Raw genomic sequence first — 17,136 nt, forward strand, 5'->3', positions numbered from 1 at the left:
ACTGAACCCATCATCGCCAGAGCTGCGGCCGGGTGTTTTGACCGATGGCCAAGGCCGAGCCGAGGCCTTACACCGAGGGAAGCATCCAACAACAACCGTGGGCAAAGCCAGGAAACTTCGCTCCGACAACCGGCAGGAGGAGCTGATCACCAGCCTGATCGGGCTCACCGCCATTTTTGTGGCCACGGCCATCTGGTGGAGCGTGGCTCCCCAGTGGCTCACCAGCAGCTGGCAGACCTTTCAGTAATCAGGCATGGACGCCTCAGCCCGCAGCCTGCACCAGGGCTCCAGCAGGGTGGGGCGACCGCAATGGGGGCAATCCTGCCCACGCTTCTCTACCTGCGCGAAGGGGATCCAACGGGAGTTGGCCTGCCCCTCATAGCCGCAGTGCTTGCAGTGAATCCGGTATTCGGCCATGGCTCAGAGCGCGGGCTGTTCCTGACGTTGCACGGCCTCATGGGCCTGGCGCAGGCCATGCACCATGAAGCAATAGACCGGATTGCACACCAGGTACTTGCCATCGCCGATGGCATCGATGGTGGACCCACGCGAGGTGGCAAAAATGCGGCTTTTGAACTCCATCTCATCTCCAGTGCTGACCTCACTGTTGTGGGGACAGGGAGGAGCGGCAACCCGTGTAAACGCGCATTGTGCGCAGGGCTGACTCAGTCGACGGGTTCGCAGTGATCGCCATCGCACTGCAGCCCGCATTGGGGTTGCTTGGTGCCGTACTGCCAGGGACGACGCATGGCCCAGTACTCATCGACCAAGCCGAGCAGGTAGGTGCCGATGCGCCGCAGCAGGGAAGCCTGTTTCATGCCTTCAAGCTGGCAACAGCGCCGCAAGCCTGCAACCGAACGCGATCAAATCAAGGTGGCGAAACACAGCCGAGGTGGGTTAGGCCCGATGCAGTGCTGCTGAGCTTGAGCACCGGCCCATGACCACCACGCAACATTCGAACCAGCTGCTGGAAGAGCTGGTGGCCGAAGAGATCGGCTTTCAGATCGATCAGATCGCTGAAGACCTGCAGCGGGAAGGCTGGCCGATCGCCATGGTGAAGCGGTTCATGCATGTGGCCGTGGAGCGCCTGCCGGAATGATGCGAGGGGCCGACTAGGTGCAACGACTCATCTGCACAGAGCTGTTGCACTTTTAACAACAGGGATCCAGGCCATTCGTTGACAGTTGGTCAACGCTTGCGCCATTCCCGATGAATGTCGTCACTGCTTTTGCGGCCGTTGGCCTCACCGCGGTGTCGTGGGACGACACCCTCAGCCGGGCTGGGGCCAGGGCATTCCGGCATGCCCTCGACTACCGCGAGCCCTACTGCCGGATGAGTGAAAACGAGGTGGTGCTGCTGATGGATGCGGTGCTGGCCATGCGCCTGGAGAAGGGCACCAAGGCGCTGATGCTGGAGGCCGCCAAGGCGCTCACGGCCGCTCAAGCACTCACGGCCTACGCCATGGCCTCAGAACTGATGCGCTCGGATGGTCCCTACTCCGCCGAGGAGCGGCGACGGCTGGATCTGCTGGCCTTGATGCTCTCGATCTCGCAGGTGGAGGCCGAGCGCATCGATTCGGTTTTTGAGTTGCTGCACGCCCCCCTGGAGCCAGCCCTTCTGGTCAACGGCGCGTCTTAGGCCGCACGCTTGTCATCACCGAACCAGATACCACGGCGGCTGTCGGGCAGACGGACCACGGCACGCTCATAGCGCTGGCGGCAGCTGCGGGCACGGAGATGCTCTTCTGCCTCCTGAAGCAGCTGTTGCAGCCTGACGTCGTCCATGGCGTTGCCTAGATGCCCACCCATTCAGGCCACGATCCGAGCAGCGTCAATAGGCCACGTTCAACTCTTCAGATCCGTAGCGGAGCAGGAAATCCGCTTCGGATTGATCGGAGAGCAGCAGACAGGTGTGGTCGTTGGCGCCGGTTCGATAGCAGTAGACGTCGAGCTCTTCGGGGTTGCGGTTGGAGTGGATGACCTCCCCCGTCCGAAGCACGTAACGCGTTGCCATCAGCTTGCACCCACAGATGACTCCGCGATAGCGCTGATCCAGACGGTTCAATCATCTCTGTGCTGAGCTGCGTACAAGAGCTCATTCGTTGTCGACGCGGATGAAAAAACGACTCTCCACATCCATCTCGCCCTGATCATCATCCTCCGGGTCGCCCTCCACAAGCTCCACGGCGAAATCCTTGTCGTCCAGTTCATGCACAACGCTCTGACCATGAACCAGGTTGTGGACGAGCAGGAGTCGTTTCATGGGTGGACGGAGACGCCGTTCCACCGGTTGGTAGCAACAGCTTGTCGTTCAACGAAAGCCGAAACCTTCTCGGATCGGCTGCTTGGAGGAATACTCCCGCGACAGAGCATCCAACATCAGAGAGATGTAGCGGTCATCCATGCCGATGTCCTGCTTCAGCTGGCGCATCAGGCTGTTAATGCTCTTGAACGCATCTGGAATTTGATGGTCCAAATGCTCCTTGGTGGGTTGGTAGGGCATCGGAGCCAAAAAAGTCCCCGTGAAACCTAAAGGAACCACGGGGAGAATGGTGTTGCTGCTGAACCGGAGATCAATCCTCTTCTTCGGATCCACCAACGGGAATCAGGCGGATCTGCTTGCGTCCAAGCTTGATCTCGTATTCATCTCCGGGCTGCAATTCCAGGAGAGCGGTGTAGGCCTTGCCGATCAACAAATTGCCATTGCCCTGAACCACAGCTTTGTAGGAAAGCTTGCGGCCACCTTTGCCCACACCGGATCCACCCGTGGAGAAAGACAGGCCCTTAGCTTCCAGCAGAGCTTCATAGAAGGCGGTGAATTTCACCTGTTCAGAGCCGTCTTTTTTGGTGACGACGTAGCCACAGCCTCTAGCCAGGTCTGTTTTGGCGCAATCGCCAAGTTCCTTGACGCGGTTGAGCAATTCAGCTCCGGTAAGCATGGGTCTGTGAGGTCGTGACTTCTCTATTAGAGCAAATGTTGTGCTGTTAACAAGGGGAAAAAGAGCTGAATTCAGTTGATTTGCTGTGAAAACAAAAAATCAGCATGTGTTGGTGGTTTGACATAGCCCTCAGCATCAAACCGTTGGCCTCGACAATTGGTTGAGATGGCCAACTCCCAATCACAATCCGAATCGCCGCCCGATATGGGAAGAGAGGGATGGTTGGTGAACACAACCCAACAGCGGGTGGTGCATTTCAAGCCGGATCTGAATTCAGAAGGCACGGCCTGGGTCTTAATCAGGACGTATCACTACGACCCGCCCAGACCACCGGAACCCCTCAGCCATCGCCGCGTTCTGGATCAGTACGCGATCGATACCTGGAGTGTGATGTTGAAACGGGGCTGGCGGCCCTGCCGCGCTCCAGCACGCTGATCACTTTCGTTGTCGTCGCTACTGGTTCGGCAATCAATGGCATCAATTGCGCAGCAATGCCTCGCTTCAGGCTGTCAAAGCGAAGCCACGATCGATAGGTTGCCGCACAGGAACAGATTCAGTTGTGAGCGTCAGTTCGGTTCAGCCCGCCCAAGCGATCAGTTCCACCAGCGTGCATGGCGCGTGGCAATTGTTGAGCTACGACGTTGAAGAACAAGCGAACGGCACCACCTTCTCACCGATGGGGGACAACCCCAGCGGCTATGTGATCTTCACGGCGGAGGGTCGTCTCTCCTTCATGCTTTCGGCGGAGGGTCGCCAACCGGGCAGCAACGCCGAGGAGCGATCTGCCCTGCTGAGCAGCATGATCGCCTACACCGGCAAATACCGGCTCGAGGGTGATCGTTGGATCACCCAGGTGGATGTGGCCTGGAATCCGGAATGGGTGGGCACGGAACAGACCCGCTTTTTCGCGATCGACGGCGACGTGCTCACGGTGCACACCCCCTGGCGTGTGATGCCCAACTGGCCCGAGAAAGGCCTCACCCGCAGCATTGTTCGTTTTCAGCACTGCCGCTGAATTCAGGCTTCGCCCTTCTGGCCACCACAGGCGTGGCGGGGTTGGTAGCCCTGCTGCTCAGCCAGATAGCGGAGATAAACAATCTGATGACGGTCCGGCATGCCCACCGCAGCAATCAGACCCAACGGGCCAAACAGAAAACCCGCAAGAGCCCAGCGGTTGCTGTTGCGCGCCTTCTGGGCTGCAACGGTTTTCGAGAGGCCAGCGCTGATCAAATGGGCGATCAGCACAAACAGCAAAGACTTGAGTTCCACAGACAAGGCACAACACACCCGTTGAGATAGCCAGCGCCTGCAGCACTGTCAGCCTTAGAACGTCAGCTCACGCCGAGCTGCGATGGCCACCACTCCCCTCCCCAGCACAGGCGCCGTGAGCGGACTGGGTGAAACCCTGGCCTTCTTCACCCAGGCGGATTTCGCCCAGCGTCGCTTCGAGACCCACGGCGATGTGTTCGAAACCAAGCTGCTGGCCCAACGGATGGTGTTCATCCGCGGCGAACGGGCCATCGGCGACCTGCTGGGGCAGGGGGATTCCCTCCAGGGCTGGTGGCCCGAAAGCGTGCGGCAACTGCTGGGCAACCAATCGCTGGCCAACCGCAGTGGGCCAGGACACAAAGCCCGGCGTCGGGTGGTGGGGCAGCTGTTCTCCAGCGCAGCACTGGCGCGCTACACCCCGTCGATCGAGCAGTTGGTGGAAGAGCTCTGCCAGGAGCTGATCGCCACCAACACAGCGCTGCCGCTGGCGGCACGGATGCGGCGCTTCGCCTTTGCGGTGATCGCCACCACAGTGCTGGGGCTGGATGGCGCCAGCCGTGATGCCCTGTTCGCCGACTTCGAGATCTGGACCCGGGCTCTGTTCTCAATTCCGCTGGCGATTCCCGGCACTCCCTTCGCCAAGGCGATGGCCGCACGCCAACGGCTGCTGAAGCGGATCAAGGGCGTGCTCCAGGGGGGCACCAACCAAGGCGGGCTTGATCTGCTGAGCGGCGGCTTGGATGAAGCCGGCATTCCCCTGGACGATGACGACCTGGCCGAACAGCTGCTGCTGTTGCTCTTCGCCGGCTACGAGACAACGGCTTCATCGCTGAGCTGCCTGTTCCGGGCACTGCTGCTCAACCCCGAGGTGGAGAGCTGGTTGCGGGACGGCCTGAATGATGATCCAGCATCACCAAAGTTGGACGCAACGGTTCTGGAGGTGATGCGGCTGACGCCACCGGTGGGAGGGTTCTTCCGGCGCAGCCTGGCGCCGATCGAGCTGGCGGGGGTGACTGTTCCCGAAGGCAGCGTGATTCAGGTGGTGCTGAGCCCGACGTCTGTCAGTGATGACGACGAACTGACGGCATTCCGGCCGCAACGCCACCTGGATGGCTCGTTCAAGCAGACGCTGCTGCCCTTCGGCGGCGGCGAGCGGGTCTGCCTGGGCAAAGCTTTGGCGGAACTGGAGATCCGCCTGATGGCGGTGGGGCTGCTGCAGACGGTGGCGCTGCAGCTGCAGCCGGATCAAGACCTGGCGCTGCAGCTGATCCCCAGCCCCACCCCAAAAGATGGCCTGCTTGTTCAGGCAGCAGCGCGGTGACGGCGACGGCCAAGGGGTTCGATCCAGTCCACCAGCACCTCCTGGTGGCGCAGCATCGGCTCCGGCAGGCGGCAGCCGAGGTTGATCTGGCCTTGGTCCATCAGGCGTCCGAGGCGGATGGCGGCGGCTTCTTCCGGCCGATCAAAACTGGTCTGGTGCGAGGCCAGCCAGTTCACCTCGTGCTCGGTGATCACACCGGTGGAAAGGCTCTCCAGAAAGATTTCTCCGACGGTCATGAGAAACGTGTAACGAATTCGTTACATCCTGGCGCGGCCGGCCGGCAGCCGCGACTCATGGCCGCTCAGGCCAGCCACTGATCGGCATCCATCACCTTCTTGATCAGCAGGCCGAGGCGCTTGAACTCGGCGAAGTTCACATCCTTCACCGCCTGATCCAGGCCGCAATCCACCCAGGCGCCGTCGCGCTTCTCCTCAATCGTGAAGTCCTGCTCGAGGCTGTCGCGGCGGATCCGGTAGGTGATGCCGTCCTCATGGAGGTAATCGGCGGAAACCAGCTGCAGACCCATCGATCGCTCGCGTCAATCCAGCGATGGTGGCGTGAAGGTGTCAGCCACCGCAACAATCCAGCGGGCCGCCGCCGCCGTCACCTGTTCCTTGGTGACGTTGAACTCCAGATCGTGGCCCTGCTCGAGCAGATCGGGAATGATCGTCTGCCAGGCCATGCCAGCGGAACTGGCGTTGAGATCACCGATCAGCACAAAGGCCTTGGCTGCTCCGGTGACGGCATCGGTGTACTCGGGGTTGGCACTCACCCTGCTGCGGTACCAATCTCCCACCAGATCCCGCTGGGCCTTGCTCAGAAACGGCGGGGCGCCGACGAGGTAGGCGTCGAGCACGAGCATTGGGCTGGGCACGCTCTTGCCGGGGTGCTTGAGCTCGAACCAGGCCTGACCGATGGAGGCGGCATCGGGCCAGTGGCAGAGGATCGCCGCATCCTGACTGTCGAGAGACCGCTGGCTGGCCAGCTGATCGATGCGCTCCAGCAGGGCCAGCCCGGTGAGGGGCGGTGCACTGCGGGCATGCTCGGCGCGGGCCTCATTGATCGCCTCGGCCACGGCCGCCTCGTTCTCATTGAGCTGCTCGAGGGCCCGCTTGAGGTTGGCGTCGGCGTCGGCGGGGCTGGCCACGAAACATCAGGCGGGGGCAATCTCCAAGATGTCATCCCCACGAACCAGCGGCATCCCAAAAAGGATCAGCAAATTATTGATAGTTCTCGACCTGCAGGTTGTAGCCCGATATCAAGAGATTTTTATCCAGACAGATCTCCACTGGAAATTTGGGTGACGCCGATTTGATCAAGCGCAGATGGACATCAGTGGGCTTGTATCCCGCTCTCAGACAGCATTCAAAGAATTTAGAGACCGCAACTTCGAGAACTTCAGTGCCAAATAACGGCGTCACTTGGCCGCTCTCATGCACCAACATCCCGAAGTAGTGCATGCCCAAGCAAATAGTCTGCCGACCTTACGGGAATGGGGACCATTCTCAATAAGTAGGAATACCCATGAAAAAAGCAGGAGGGTTGTCCCTCCTGCCGTTCATTGATCGAATGATCCCTGCTTTAGGCAGGGGATCAATAGCTGCCGTAGTTGAACTTGCCGCCATACATGCGGCGGTAGGCGCTGTTGCGGGCGTTCTTGACGGCGTTGGTGTAGGAGAAGCCAGCACCATCGCCACCGAAGCCACCGCTACCGGCAGTGAAGGTGCTGAGGTCTTTGGTGAGGCGCTTCACCAGCAGAGGGCCGGTGTACATCACGTGCTCGGCGCTGGCGTTGGCCGGGGTGACGTCAGCCATGCCCACGAAGGTGGAGCAGGCGGCCCGGGCTTCCGACTTGAAGCCGCGCAGGTAGGGAACCGTGTCGGTGCCGAAGGTCTCGAGGTACTCCTCGGAGTGGGTGAGGCTGTCGACGAAGGCATCGAAGCCCTGGTCAGCAATCAGCTGGATGCCAGCGCTGATTTCCTGCTGACTCACCGGAGGACGGCCCAGCAGGTGCTTGGTAGTGAGCTCGATGCCGCGCATGGGCGACACGGCGTGGAAGAACTTCTGTTTGTAGAGGTCAGACTTGACCAGGCCGCCCATGAAGCCCTGCACGTTGATGCGGCCATCGCAGAGGAAGGCTTCCAGGGAGGTGAGGCGCTGGCTGTCGGAGATGCCGATGTTGCCGAACACCTGCTTGTAGGCCGCGGCGATGGCGGTTTCCAGAGCCGAGCTGCCGGTGGCGGCATAGGAGTGGTTCACCGCTCCGAAGGGGCAGACCTCATGGATGCGAGGACCCATGCCGATGCCCATCGAGGCGCATTGGTTCTGCTTGTATTCAGCGGTGCTGGATGCAGCTTTGCCGGCGTTGGAGCTGGCGCTCTTGGTGGCAGTCGCGGAGTTCGCAAAGGCGAAGGACACCCGTTGATCGTGGGTGAAATCCCGCTTGTACTTCAGAGCTGGCATCCGAAAGACCAATGAAATTCAGTTCAAGTTATGGCGATGACTTCATGCGCGCTGATGAACTTATAAATAGTTCAAAGTGAGCGTTACATGGCGCAATCAAAGCCTCTGACTGCAACGTGATCGCCACAACTTGAAACGGCTAAAAAGCCAGTTCTGAACTGAGTTCTTGCGCGATCAACCGCCGTTGCAGTAGCGAACGGCTTCGGCTTGGGAGCGGCCCTCAGCCACAACGGTTTCAACGCAGCCGTTGAACAGGCGGCTCTCCTGCTTCACGGCGCACAGACCAACAGCAATGGCCGCCAACGACACGGCCGACACTACGGTGGCGGAGATCTGAACCAGGCCATAGGCGAGCATCGCCCGCTTCTTGCCGCCGCAGGACTGCTGGTTGGTGGTTTCCTCAGACATAACAACAAAGCAACGCCGAGACCCTATGGATCCAGCGTTGGCCACCGAAGCACGATCACGACCGTGATCACCGAACAGGCGATCACCGAAACGGCAATCAACGAACAGCCCCCCCCCAGGGCTCAGCCGAGGGGATCGATCAATCCGTAAAGCAACGCCATCACCGCCAATTGGGTGCGATCAGCTGCACCCAACTTGTCTTTGGCATTCACAACGTGGGTCTTCACCGTTTCCACCGAGATGCCGAGGCTGCTGCCGATGCCCTGGTTGGTGAGGCCGCGGGCCACGCCGGCCACCACCTCCAGCTCCCGTTCGGTGAGTTCTTCAATCAACGGCGGCAGGTTGGGGTTCGGCGCCTGGGCCGCACCGAGCTGGCGAATCTCCTCGGGGAGATACACCCCGCCTTCGGAAAGGGTTTGAAGGGCTTGAACGAAATCGCCCTTGCCGGTGCCGAGGCTTGATTTGAAGATCACCGCATCGGCATAGGCCTTCATCGCCTCCTGCACCACGGCCTGGGTTTCGCGCACCAGCACGATCAACAGCTGGCAGGTGGGCAGCTCCGCCTTCACCCGCCGCAGCAGGTTCATGCCGTAGCCGGTCTCCAGATCCGAGGTGCAGATCAGCAGGCTCGGCTTGTGGCGCAGCACGAGCTCAAAGCCCTCGTCTTCAGTGGTGGCGGCACCCACCACGGCACGGCGAATCGGCTCGGCCAAGCACAGGCAAGCCAGGGTGAAGCGATCACCGCAGCAAGCCACCACCCGCTGGGTCTTGAAAAACTGCGCCGTCGCTTCGATGGCTTCGTTCAATGCGCGCGACTCGAGCCGCAGCTCCATCCCAGGCTTTTCGGATGCCTCTCTTTTAGCGGCGTTTGGATGGCTCAGCTGCGAGAGCCATCATGCCCAGCATAGCGACGCACAACACCGCGGATGCAGTGGGGATAGCGCTCCCGCCCCAGGCGCCAGGCCTGGGCGGCATCCACCACCTGCACCGTTTCGGTCTGCAGCTCGCCCTTGCGCTGAAGAATCAGGTCATAGAGAGGAGACATACCAACCGGCGACGCGCTTCCTTATTCAGCAACACGCCAATGGATTACACATCCCTCAGTTGGGGGAGCCATCTGTGTGGCCATATCCCTCAATTGATTGATTTAGAGCAACGAAGTAGGCACCTGAGCCCCTTCGTGTCATTTGGCACAACAGCATTGAGGTGGAGCCAGCACATTGATGTTGTTGCTTCAAATCTGTGGCCAGCCGGCTACGCCAATCCCTGCTTCAACTCGGTGACCGTGTTGGCCGCCGGGTGCCGCGCTGGCCGGAGGGATCCTGGCCCGATGCCATGCAACGCAGCCCCCGCAGGGTCCGCAGCACCGCCAAGGATGTGATCCAAAGCACCGCCAAAGCAGCGGTGGGTTTGGGGCGCCGGGCGGCACGCCTGGGGATGGACTCGATCAAACGCGCCAGCAACCGATGAACAGTGGATTGCTGGTGCTGTCTGTTCTGCTGTTTGTGGCCGGGGTCACCTTGGTGAGCCTGGGCTGATTAGGCACAAACACTCAACACGATCAAACGGATTGATCGGCAACCAAATTCAAGAAGCACGACAGCGGTTGATACAGCTTCTCGCTGGAATCCACCGGATCGTGGCTGCAACCAAGTCCAAAGCCCATGGAAGTCCTGATTGCCGGCTGCTTCATCTTTCCGCTCTCCGCCCTCTGGATTCAATCGAGGGAAGACGACAACAATGAAGACGAGATGGACTTTCTCTGAATCAAGCCCTGGAGGACGGCAAGACCGACACCTTCAACTCATGGGTCAAAAGATCAGTGGCCAGCATGGTGAGAGCAACACCCATCAGAGCGAGAGCCATGCCCTGATTTTCGTCTGAGGCAACAGCTACATTCCTGGACAATTCCAGATGTTTTTCCCAGGAGAAATGCATCAGCTCCAGGCCTGTACATGCTTTCTAAGGCCATAAGCCTTTGCGATCCGAGCGATCAGCGGCATTCAGAAATGTTCTGTAATGCAAGCAATGCATTGAGTTGAGCATTCTTTCCTCAAATCGGTTGCAACTACTACGTTTTCCATTTGCAGCCTCAAAAGTTCTCGGGTACGTTCCGCTCACAAAGCCACAAGCCAATGGAACCCATCGCGTTGACTCTGGGCCAGAAATTTGAAATCGAGAAATTTTCACGCGAGATCGATAACTCGGATGATCTTGCGGCTCTGAAAAGCATTGCCAAAGACCTCTTGGTGGCCTGGAAACAACAACAAGCCGCCTCAGCCTGGATCGTGCGCCAGCAGTCCCAGGGCCTCTGAAGTCAGCTGATTTCCTTACTAACGATTGACGGCAATGGAAGACAGCCAAATGGTCACCACCATCTCGGTGGAAACGGATGCGTTGCGTCTTCTGCACCGGGCTGTATCAGAGGCTTACGCCAATTGGCCCGGTGGTGATGCCAACGAACAGGCCTGCCTGTTGAACATGAAGACCCAGCTCTATGCGGCTTTGATGGACCACCTGCTCGAATCAGGTTCCATCTGAGCCCACTTCCGAAGCAAATCAGTCGTTTTCCCTTACCCAGTAAAAAAACTCATGTAGTGGCGGCAGCTGCGGCAACAGACTTGATCCGGCCGTGGAGTTCGCCATGCAATCTGATCGCTCCCGCCTGCGCGAGCTGGAGATCCGTGTCGCCAACCCGCAGCACTGGAGTTCCGGCGAACACCAGATCAATGTTGAAAACCTGAGGCAGCTGCGCTTTCAGATCGAGGATCAACTCAAGAAACTGCGTCAGCAGACGTAGGCCTCTGCCTTAAAACGACCAAACAGGAACAGAGAAGAACCCCATCAGCAGGCGAGACACCAGGCAAAACCCTGCAGCAGCGAGTGTTCGATAACGAGCAAAAAACCAGGCAGAGAGGCCTGTTTACATAACGAAACATAGTGTTACAGTCTGTAAACCCCTCGATCCGTCCTGGATGTTCACGCTCGATAAAGCTCGCCAGATTTTCCCGGACACCCTCACTGCTGATGCCGTTCCGGCCATCACCGCACGCTTCAAGCTGCTCTCGGCAGAAGATCAACTCGCCCTGATCTGGTTCGCCTACCTCGAGATGGGGCAGACCATCACTGTTGCCGCCCCCGGCGCCGCAAGGATGGAACTGGCTCGCCCGATCCTCGACCAGATCCTGGCGATGAGCTTCGACGAGCAGACCAAGGTCATGTGCGACCTGGCCGCCAAGATCAACAGCCCGATCTCCAGCACCTACGCCTACTGGTCGGTGAACGTGAAGCTCTGCTTCTGGTACGAGCTGGGCGAATACATGCGCCAGGGCAAAGTCGCCCCAATCCCCCAGGGCTACAAGCTCTCCGCTAACGCCAACTCCGTGCTCGAGGCGGTGAAGAAGGTGGAGCAGGGCCAGCAGATCACCCTGCTGCGCAACTTCGTCGTCGACATGGGATTCGACCCCAACATTGACGACGACAAAATCGTTGCCGAGCCGATCGTCGCCCCCACGCCAGTGGAAGAACGCGAGGAAATCTTCATCCCCGGCGTGCTCAACCAGACGATCCTCAGCTACATGCAGCTGTTGAACGCCAACGATTTCGATCAGCTGATCGATCTCTTCCTCGACGACGGTGCGCTTCAGCCCCCCTTCCAGCGTCCGATCGTGGGCCGCGAAGCGATCCTCAAATTCTTCAAGCGCGATTGCCAGAACCTGAAGCTGATGCCCCAGGGCGGCTTCGGCGAACCGGCAGAAGGTGGCTTCAACCAGATCAAGGTCACCGGCAAAGTGCAGACCCCCTGGTTCGGCCGCGAAGTGGGCATGAACGTGGCCTGGCGCTTCCTGCTCGATGAAAACGACAAGATCTACTTCGTTGCCATCGACCTGCTCGCCTCGCCCGCTGAACTGCTCAAGCTTGGTGCCAAGTGACAACTTGAAGGGCAGCGCGGGGCGCGGTCTCCAGCTGGGGGCCCTGATCGGCTTCTCCTGGCTGGTGACCCTGGTCATCGGCCTGCAGTTTGACCTGGATCAGCTGCATCCCCTGATGATCACCGCCTGGGTTCTGGTCCGCAGCTTCCTGCACACCGGCCTGTTCATCCTTGCCCACGACGCCATGCACAACAGCCTGGTGCCGGGCCATGCAGGGATCAATCAACAAATCGGCCGGGTCTGTTTATGGCTCTACGCCGGCCTCAACTACGACGCCTGCAAACGGAACCACCATCGGCATCACCGCATGCCTGAATCGGAGGCTGACCCCGACTTCTGCCCCACCAACAACCGATCGCTGCTGGCTTGGTTGGTTCGCTTTATGCGCAACTACCTCAACGCAGCACAACTCAGCCGACTGGTCCTCGTTCTCACGGTTCTGCTGCTTGCAGCGCAACCGCATCAGAGCCAGCCGTTGATCACAGTTTCTGTGGTTTTTCTGCTTCCTTTGCTGATCAGCACCGCACAACTTTTCTTTGTTGGCACTTACCTGCCCCATCGAAAAGAACACAAACAAACAGGCCACGAAGTTTCAATCAAAAGCTTGAATCTTCATCCGTTTGTATCACTGCTCGCTTGTTACCATTTTGGCTACCATCGCGAGCATCACAACCATCCCAAAGCTCCCTGGTTCCTGTTGCCGGAACTACGCACTGGTCGATTGGTGCACTGAGTTCTGAATCAGAACCAGTTTCCCTACGCTCCCTCCCCCTCACACCCCAATGTCTGCAACCGATTGGACCTCTGAAGAAGAAGCGGTTGCCCGGCAGGCTTTTGATCTGGGCAAACAGCGATCCATCGTGATCTTGATTGACAATCTCAAGAATTTGAGCACCAAGCTGGACACGCCTGAATCAATCTGGCAATTTCACGATTATCTGAGTACGGAGCGCTATCAATATGAAGGGAGGATGGAATTTGATTTCAGTAACATCCTGTTCATCTTGGCAGATATGATCAAGCAGAAGCTGATCAACTACGACGATCTGAATGGTCTCAATCAACTGAAGCTGAGCAAGATCAAAGCCATGTCGATGTTCTGATCAATAATCTGATTAATTACTCTCAGGCTCTGCTCCCGTTCGGCTGCGGATGAAATCCCAGGCTTCTTCCGCTGAATCCGAGAAATGAATCAGATCGAGGTCGTCATCGGAAATTAAGCCCGTCTCGGCGAGGTAGTCGAAGTCCACCAGCCTTCGCCAGAACTCTGTTCCAAATAGAACAATGGGCATGCTGCCTTTGGTGCCGACCTGCCTGAGGGTGAGCAGCTCAAACAGTTCATCGAGCGTTCCAAAGCCGCCCGGGAAGAGGATGGCGCCAATCGAGCGCATCACAAAATGGAATTTGCGCAGTGAGAAGTAGTTGAACTTGAAGCAGAGATCAGGGGTGATGTAGGGATTGGGATGTTGCTCAAACGGAAGGGTGATGTTCAGCCCAATCGAGCGGCAGCCGGCCTCAAAGGCACCCCGGTTAGCGGCTTCCATGATTCCCGGCCCACCACCGGTCACGATCACGTGAGATGAGCAATCGTGGGGTTGTTCCCTGTTGCACTGTCCGTGCCGGGATGCCAATGAGGCGAATTCCCGAGCTGCATCGTAAAAACGAGACAACTCCACGAGCTGTTGCGCATGGACGACTTGGCGCTTCAACGCCGGTGAGCCTGGAGTTTCACTGAGCCGTTGCTCGGCTTGCGCAAGCTTCGCTGCTGCGGTGTCGTTGTCGACAATCCTGGCGCCACCAAAAACAATGATCGTCGATTCAATCCCAGCTGTTTCCAGATGCAGATCCGGCTTGGTGATTTCAAGCAGCATGCGCACACCACGCATGTCGTTGCTGTTCAGAAGGTCTTGATCTTCGTGGGCAATTCTGTAAGTGGGGGAATTCAGAATTGCATCCAGGTTGGCTTGCTCAGGTGATGCAGTACTTGGGAATTGGGTCATGTGTTCAACAGTCATTGGTGGTAGCGATCTCGGCGATATCGGCGTTGTCGTCTTGCGTCAGAGGATGTTGGCCGCCAATTCAGCCAGTTCACTGCGTTCTCCTTTGGTGAGGGTCATGTGGCCTACCAGGGGCTGACCTTTGAGCTTTTCCACCAACCAGGTGAGCCCGTTGCTTTCGGCATCCACATAGGGATTGTCGATTTGATAAGGGTCACCGGTGAAGACAACCTTGGTTCCTTCACCCACCCGCGTCACGATCGTTTTCACCTCCAGGGGCGTGAGGTTTTGTGCCTCATCCACCACCAGGAACTGATGGGGAATCGATCGGCCGCGGATGGTGTTGATCGCCTCAACCTCCAACAAGCCCATGCCTTGCAGGTCGGCCCAGGCATTGCGTGGTTCGCGGTGCCGCTGCTTCTTCGTCTGCTCAGCCTCCTCGCCAGGGGAGGAACCGGTGATGAAATCGATGTTGTCGATGATCGGCTTCATCCAGGGGCCGAGTTTCTCCTCAAGCGTGCCCGGCAGGTAGCCAATGTCTTTGCCGAGGGAGATCGGTGGGCGCGTCACCAACAGGCGGGCGTAGTGATGGGTGTCGGCCACCTGGTGCAAACCCGCGGCGATGGCCAGCAACGTTTTGCCTGTGCCGGCCTTGCCCACCAAAGTCACCAGAGCGACGGATGGATCAAGCAGCAGATCCAGCGCGAAGCTTTGCTCGCGGTTTCTGGTCTGATGCGGCCCAAATGCGCGCGATTCAGCCATTGAAGCGGCTTGATGATGTTGCTGTTGCCTTGATGCCGGGCCAGCAGAGTGTGGCTGTCGTTGTGCTGATCCACCAGCACCACACCTTCATTGGCCTGAAGATGCTGCTCCTCGGGATCGGCGACAGCTTCCAGCGGCAGCTGCTCCTCGTCATGCAGGGTCTGAATCGTCTCCGCATCGGTGCTGACTTCACGGAAGCCTGAGTAGAGATCGTCAATCGAAACGTTGTCATTGACGTAGTCCTCGGCTTGCAGGCCCACCGCATCAGCCTTGATTCGCAGGTTGATGTCTTTGCTGATCAACACAACCTCGGGCGCCTGTTTCAGCCCGCTGCATCGCATCTGCTCGAGGGCCACCGCGAGGATGTTGTTGTCACCACCACCACCCTGCAACTCTGCCGGTAAGTCTTGAAGGGCTTGGGCCTGACAGAAAATCACCTGCAGCATGCCGTGGTTCGTCCCCTCAATCGGAACGCCATCGGCAAGGCTTCCGCGGGCCCGGTAGGAATCCAGGAGCCTTGAAATCCGCCGGGCATTTCGGCCTTTTTCAGAGTGATCTTTCTTGAAGCGATCAATTTCTTCAACCACTTGCATGGGGATCACAACCCTTAGATCACCAAAGCGGTGCGGCGCCTCAGGATCGTGGAGCAGCACATTCGTGTCGAGAACGACAATTTTGTCTTTCATTAGAGTTCACACCGAAACGTTGATTGGCGTTGACATGCCAACCCTGAACTTCTGAGCGAGCAGAAAAAGCCACAGCATTGTGATTTGCCACGTCAACGGTGGGCTTTTCGCTTCTCTTGCAAATATCACGGAGGCAAAGCAAGACCTCCGGGATGGCAAACAACAACCCGAAGCAGAACAACCAAGAGTTGTTGTTTGACCAGAAGGCAATTCATTGGATTGCCTCGCATGTCTCAACTCGAGTGAGCGGTGCTCAGTCGTCGTAGATCTTGCAACCCGGTGCCGTTGGGGACTTGTCGCAACGTTCCTCCCAGTACAGATCGTGCTGAGATTTCATCGCTTGTTTGGGTTCATCCGCCTGGCCTGGCTGCGTCTTATCAAAGGCGTTGAGCGGGATGCATAGATCGAAAAAGCCTGAACAGATCGTGACCATCTCTCTCCTTGTCGCTGACTTATCTCTACTCCTCTCCCCTCCAGAATCAATAGGTACTTAACCCATTCCTTTACACAAAAAGAAACCGCTCTTCCCAAAGGAAGAACGGTTGATGGATCACGCAGAAGGATGGATTCGACCGCGCTCTGATCAGTTGTTCGTTAATTGATCAAGCAGCCTGCTGGTTGCCTGAATCTTCTTCCTCGGAACGGATGAACCGCTTGCGTTGAGCCGATTCATTACCGGTGAGATCGCTTTGCTTTGATGGCTCCTCGGTTTTTTGCTCGGTTTTGTCTAACCCCATCAAAAGGGGATGAATGCCTCTCCTGCTCATTGGAGTTTCCTCTTATTCAGATCTCGCGTCGTGGTCTCTCGGCCCTTTCGCGTAGATCAACTATCGCGCAGATCAGTTGCAGACGCGCCCCGCAATGCTTAAGAGAATCTTGCGAGTCACCCAACACCGCCGGCTTGGAAAGGATTGAGGCTGCAGAGTGAGGGTACGAATCGAACGCAACGCACTGCGGGGTGCTCCGATGATTTGCATTCGAACCAGCCTCACCGCGGCATGCCTTGCCATCGCCACAGCCATTCCGGCAAGTGCTGAGATCGTTGCCTCAACCTGTCGACTGCTCAGCTACGACGGCCCCAACACCACCTTGGAGACCTTTCGCTGTGACTTCATGCAGCGCGGCGGCAACGTGATGGTGAACAGTCCTGAGCATGAGTTCAGCTTTCTGGCTGCCGAGCAGGGCGAGACCTACATCCGCATCAACTCGATCCCGCTGCGCTTCACCCGCACAGGGGAGTACACCCTGGAGGTGACGCAATCGCCTTGGTTGAGATGACCGTTGCGATGACCACCCCAAATGGGGGTATCGAGAAGCGAATGCACAGGAGTTGATTGATCACACCGGCGGCAGTTCATGC

The 17,136-nt window shown here is 58.3% G+C and carries 32 protein-coding genes and 1 pseudogene; 14 read left to right on the forward strand and 19 right to left on the reverse strand.

Annotated features, from left to right (window positions below; translation table 11 throughout):
- The first annotated feature begins 97 nt into the window (after positions 1-97).
- Positions 98-247, forward strand: coding sequence for a hypothetical protein (locus SynRS9907_RS07795; protein WP_170950618.1), 150 nt, complete (start codon positions 98-100; stop codon positions 245-247).
- On the opposite strand, the gene SynRS9907_RS07800 is transcribed toward SynRS9907_RS07795, so the two are convergent.
- From SynRS9907_RS07800 to SynRS9907_RS07810, 3 genes are all read right to left on the reverse strand, one after another.
- Positions 241-417, reverse strand: coding sequence for a hypothetical protein (locus tag SynRS9907_RS07800; RefSeq protein WP_188020584.1), 177 nt, complete (start codon positions 415-417; stop codon positions 241-243). The genes SynRS9907_RS07795 and SynRS9907_RS07800 overlap by 7 nt on opposite strands.
- A gap of 3 nt (positions 418-420) precedes the next feature.
- Complete coding sequence (locus SynRS9907_RS07805) at positions 421-582, reverse strand: hypothetical protein (protein ID WP_188020585.1); 162 nt, start codon at positions 580-582, stop codon at positions 421-423.
- Between the two features lie 83 nt (positions 583-665).
- Positions 666-818 (reverse strand): hypothetical protein, encoded by a 153-nt coding sequence (locus SynRS9907_RS07810; RefSeq protein ID WP_170951563.1) that lies wholly within the window; start codon positions 816-818, stop codon positions 666-668.
- A 119-nt stretch (positions 819-937) separates the two neighbouring features.
- Here SynRS9907_RS07810 and SynRS9907_RS07815 point away from each other — a divergent pair, with 119 nt between their 5' ends.
- The gene (locus tag SynRS9907_RS07815) at positions 938-1,099 is read left to right on the forward strand and encodes a hypothetical protein (protein WP_170950620.1); all 162 of its coding nucleotides are present in this window, start codon (positions 938-940) and stop codon (positions 1,097-1,099) included.
- Between the two features lie 110 nt (positions 1,100-1,209).
- Positions 1,210-1,638, forward strand: a complete 429-nt coding sequence (locus SynRS9907_RS07820) for a hypothetical protein (protein ID WP_188020586.1) — start codon at positions 1,210-1,212, stop codon at positions 1,636-1,638.
- Here the strand turns inward: SynRS9907_RS07820 and SynRS9907_RS07825 are convergent.
- The 5 genes from SynRS9907_RS07825 to SynRS9907_RS07845 form a co-directional block, all read right to left on the reverse strand.
- Complete coding sequence (locus SynRS9907_RS07825; RefSeq protein ID WP_170950621.1) at positions 1,635-1,784, reverse strand: hypothetical protein; 150 nt, start codon at positions 1,782-1,784, stop codon at positions 1,635-1,637. The genes SynRS9907_RS07820 and SynRS9907_RS07825 overlap by 4 nt on opposite strands.
- A gap of 46 nt (positions 1,785-1,830) precedes the next feature.
- Positions 1,831-2,013 (reverse strand): hypothetical protein, encoded by a 183-nt coding sequence (locus SynRS9907_RS07830; RefSeq protein ID WP_156783053.1) that lies wholly within the window; start codon positions 2,011-2,013, stop codon positions 1,831-1,833.
- An 81-nt stretch (positions 2,014-2,094) separates the two neighbouring features.
- Positions 2,095-2,262 carry a hypothetical protein gene (locus SynRS9907_RS07835; RefSeq protein WP_188020587.1) on the reverse strand — a complete coding sequence of 56 codons (168 nt, stop codon included), beginning with the start codon at positions 2,260-2,262 and terminating at the stop codon, positions 2,095-2,097.
- A 48-nt stretch (positions 2,263-2,310) separates the two neighbouring features.
- A complete protein-coding gene (locus SynRS9907_RS07840) occupies positions 2,311-2,502 on the reverse strand; it encodes a hypothetical protein (protein WP_186493333.1) in 192 nt (63 codons plus the stop codon).
- A 70-nt stretch (positions 2,503-2,572) separates the two neighbouring features.
- A complete protein-coding gene (locus SynRS9907_RS07845; protein WP_041434839.1) occupies positions 2,573-2,938 on the reverse strand; it encodes an AbrB family transcriptional regulator in 366 nt (121 codons plus the stop codon).
- A gap of 225 nt (positions 2,939-3,163) precedes the next feature.
- Between SynRS9907_RS07845 and SynRS9907_RS07850 the strand changes: the two genes are divergently transcribed.
- Together SynRS9907_RS07850 and SynRS9907_RS07855 are read left to right on the forward strand one after the other, a co-directional pair.
- Positions 3,164-3,373 carry a DUF1651 domain-containing protein gene (locus tag SynRS9907_RS07850; RefSeq protein WP_255445824.1) on the forward strand — a complete coding sequence of 70 codons (210 nt, stop codon included), beginning with the start codon at positions 3,164-3,166 and terminating at the stop codon, positions 3,371-3,373.
- 124 nt (positions 3,374-3,497) lie between these two features.
- Positions 3,498-3,953, forward strand: a complete 456-nt coding sequence (locus SynRS9907_RS07855; protein WP_188020589.1) for a lipocalin-like domain-containing protein — start codon at positions 3,498-3,500, stop codon at positions 3,951-3,953.
- Between the two features lie 2 nt (positions 3,954-3,955).
- Here SynRS9907_RS07855 and SynRS9907_RS07860 read toward each other — a convergent pair whose 3' ends face one another.
- Positions 3,956-4,207, reverse strand: coding sequence for a hypothetical protein (locus tag SynRS9907_RS07860; protein WP_255446037.1), 252 nt, complete (start codon positions 4,205-4,207; stop codon positions 3,956-3,958).
- Between the two features lie 82 nt (positions 4,208-4,289).
- Here SynRS9907_RS07860 and SynRS9907_RS07865 point away from each other — a divergent pair, with 82 nt between their 5' ends.
- The gene (locus SynRS9907_RS07865; RefSeq protein WP_188020591.1) at positions 4,290-5,528 is read left to right on the forward strand and encodes a cytochrome P450; all 1,239 of its coding nucleotides are present in this window, start codon (positions 4,290-4,292) and stop codon (positions 5,526-5,528) included.
- Here the strand turns inward: SynRS9907_RS07865 and SynRS9907_RS07870 are convergent.
- The 7 genes from SynRS9907_RS07870 to SynRS9907_RS07900 form a co-directional block, all read right to left on the reverse strand.
- Entirely contained in the window at positions 5,510-5,764 is a 255-nt protein-coding gene (locus SynRS9907_RS07870; RefSeq protein ID WP_011364492.1) for a hypothetical protein, read from the reverse strand. The two genes, SynRS9907_RS07865 and SynRS9907_RS07870, sit on opposite strands and share 19 nt — an antisense overlap.
- 65 nt (positions 5,765-5,829) lie before the next feature.
- On the reverse strand, positions 5,830-6,054 hold the full coding sequence (locus SynRS9907_RS07875; RefSeq protein ID WP_011364493.1) for a hypothetical protein: 225 nt from the start codon (positions 6,052-6,054) through the stop codon (positions 5,830-5,832).
- A gap of 12 nt (positions 6,055-6,066) precedes the next feature.
- On the reverse strand, positions 6,067-6,675 hold the full coding sequence (locus SynRS9907_RS07880; RefSeq protein WP_188020592.1) for a hypothetical protein: 609 nt from the start codon (positions 6,673-6,675) through the stop codon (positions 6,067-6,069).
- Between the two features lie 446 nt (positions 6,676-7,121).
- The gene (locus SynRS9907_RS07885; RefSeq protein WP_188020593.1) at positions 7,122-7,991 is read right to left on the reverse strand and encodes a phycobilisome rod-core linker polypeptide; all 870 of its coding nucleotides are present in this window, start codon (positions 7,989-7,991) and stop codon (positions 7,122-7,124) included.
- 174 nt (positions 7,992-8,165) lie between these two features.
- Positions 8,166-8,399: a hypothetical protein gene (locus SynRS9907_RS07890; RefSeq protein WP_115082419.1), complete on the reverse strand. Its 234-nt coding sequence runs from the start codon at positions 8,397-8,399 to the stop codon at positions 8,166-8,168.
- Positions 8,400-8,521: 122 nt separating this feature from the next.
- Positions 8,522-9,232, reverse strand: coding sequence for a response regulator transcription factor (locus tag SynRS9907_RS07895; protein WP_188020594.1), 711 nt, complete (start codon positions 9,230-9,232; stop codon positions 8,522-8,524).
- A 44-nt stretch (positions 9,233-9,276) separates the two neighbouring features.
- Positions 9,277-9,444, reverse strand: coding sequence for a hypothetical protein (locus tag SynRS9907_RS07900; protein WP_188020595.1), 168 nt, complete (start codon positions 9,442-9,444; stop codon positions 9,277-9,279).
- Between the two features lie 197 nt (positions 9,445-9,641).
- Here SynRS9907_RS07900 and SynRS9907_RS07905 point away from each other — a divergent pair, with 197 nt between their 5' ends.
- Positions 9,642-9,869, forward strand: a complete 228-nt coding sequence (locus SynRS9907_RS07905) for a hypothetical protein (protein ID WP_188020596.1) — start codon at positions 9,642-9,644, stop codon at positions 9,867-9,869.
- Positions 9,870-10,166: 297 nt separating this feature from the next.
- On the opposite strand, the gene SynRS9907_RS13945 is transcribed toward SynRS9907_RS07905, so the two are convergent.
- Positions 10,167-10,337, reverse strand: a complete 171-nt coding sequence (locus SynRS9907_RS13945) for a hypothetical protein (RefSeq protein ID WP_223157652.1) — start codon at positions 10,335-10,337, stop codon at positions 10,167-10,169.
- 197 nt (positions 10,338-10,534) lie between these two features.
- On the opposite strand from SynRS9907_RS13945, the gene SynRS9907_RS07910 reads away from it, so the two are divergent.
- The 6 genes from SynRS9907_RS07910 to SynRS9907_RS07935 all read left to right on the forward strand — a co-directional run bounded on the left by SynRS9907_RS07910 (position 10,535) and on the right by SynRS9907_RS07935 (position 13,434).
- Entirely contained in the window at positions 10,535-10,714 is a 180-nt protein-coding gene (locus SynRS9907_RS07910; RefSeq protein ID WP_114989333.1) for a hypothetical protein, read from the forward strand.
- Positions 10,715-10,763: 49 nt separating this feature from the next.
- Positions 10,764-10,940: a hypothetical protein gene (locus tag SynRS9907_RS07915; RefSeq protein WP_188020597.1), complete on the forward strand. Its 177-nt coding sequence runs from the start codon at positions 10,764-10,766 to the stop codon at positions 10,938-10,940.
- A gap of 103 nt (positions 10,941-11,043) precedes the next feature.
- Positions 11,044-11,199 (forward strand): hypothetical protein, encoded by a 156-nt coding sequence (locus SynRS9907_RS07920; RefSeq protein WP_170951393.1) that lies wholly within the window; start codon positions 11,044-11,046, stop codon positions 11,197-11,199.
- Positions 11,200-11,374: 175 nt separating this feature from the next.
- Positions 11,375-12,331 (forward strand): orange carotenoid-binding protein, encoded by a 957-nt coding sequence (locus SynRS9907_RS07925; RefSeq protein ID WP_186540490.1) that lies wholly within the window; start codon positions 11,375-11,377, stop codon positions 12,329-12,331.
- The gene (locus SynRS9907_RS07930) at positions 12,321-13,064 is read left to right on the forward strand and encodes a fatty acid desaturase (RefSeq protein ID WP_255445825.1); all 744 of its coding nucleotides are present in this window, start codon (positions 12,321-12,323) and stop codon (positions 13,062-13,064) included. The genes SynRS9907_RS07925 and SynRS9907_RS07930 overlap by 11 nt, the downstream gene beginning before the upstream one ends.
- A 49-nt stretch (positions 13,065-13,113) precedes the next feature.
- The gene (locus SynRS9907_RS07935; RefSeq protein WP_188020599.1) at positions 13,114-13,434 is read left to right on the forward strand and encodes a hypothetical protein; all 321 of its coding nucleotides are present in this window, start codon (positions 13,114-13,116) and stop codon (positions 13,432-13,434) included.
- Between the two features lie 12 nt (positions 13,435-13,446).
- Here the strand turns inward: SynRS9907_RS07935 and SynRS9907_RS07940 are convergent, their stop codons facing one another.
- Both SynRS9907_RS07940 and SynRS9907_RS07945 read right to left on the reverse strand, forming a co-directional pair.
- Positions 13,447-14,331, reverse strand: coding sequence for an LOG family protein (locus SynRS9907_RS07940; protein ID WP_255445826.1), 885 nt, complete (start codon positions 14,329-14,331; stop codon positions 13,447-13,449).
- A gap of 57 nt (positions 14,332-14,388) precedes the next feature.
- Positions 14,389-15,776: pseudogene (locus SynRS9907_RS07945) on the reverse strand (PhoH family protein).
- Between the two features lie 966 nt (positions 15,777-16,742).
- On the opposite strand from SynRS9907_RS07945, the gene SynRS9907_RS07955 reads away from it, so the two are divergent.
- The gene (locus SynRS9907_RS07955; RefSeq protein WP_188020602.1) at positions 16,743-17,054 is read left to right on the forward strand and encodes a hypothetical protein; all 312 of its coding nucleotides are present in this window, start codon (positions 16,743-16,745) and stop codon (positions 17,052-17,054) included.
- Positions 17,055-17,136 lie beyond the last annotated feature (82 nt).

Origin of the sequence: Synechococcus sp. RS9907, assembly GCF_014279615.1 — a bacterium.
Taxonomy (GTDB): domain Bacteria; phylum Cyanobacteriota; class Cyanobacteriia; order PCC-6307; family Cyanobiaceae; genus Parasynechococcus.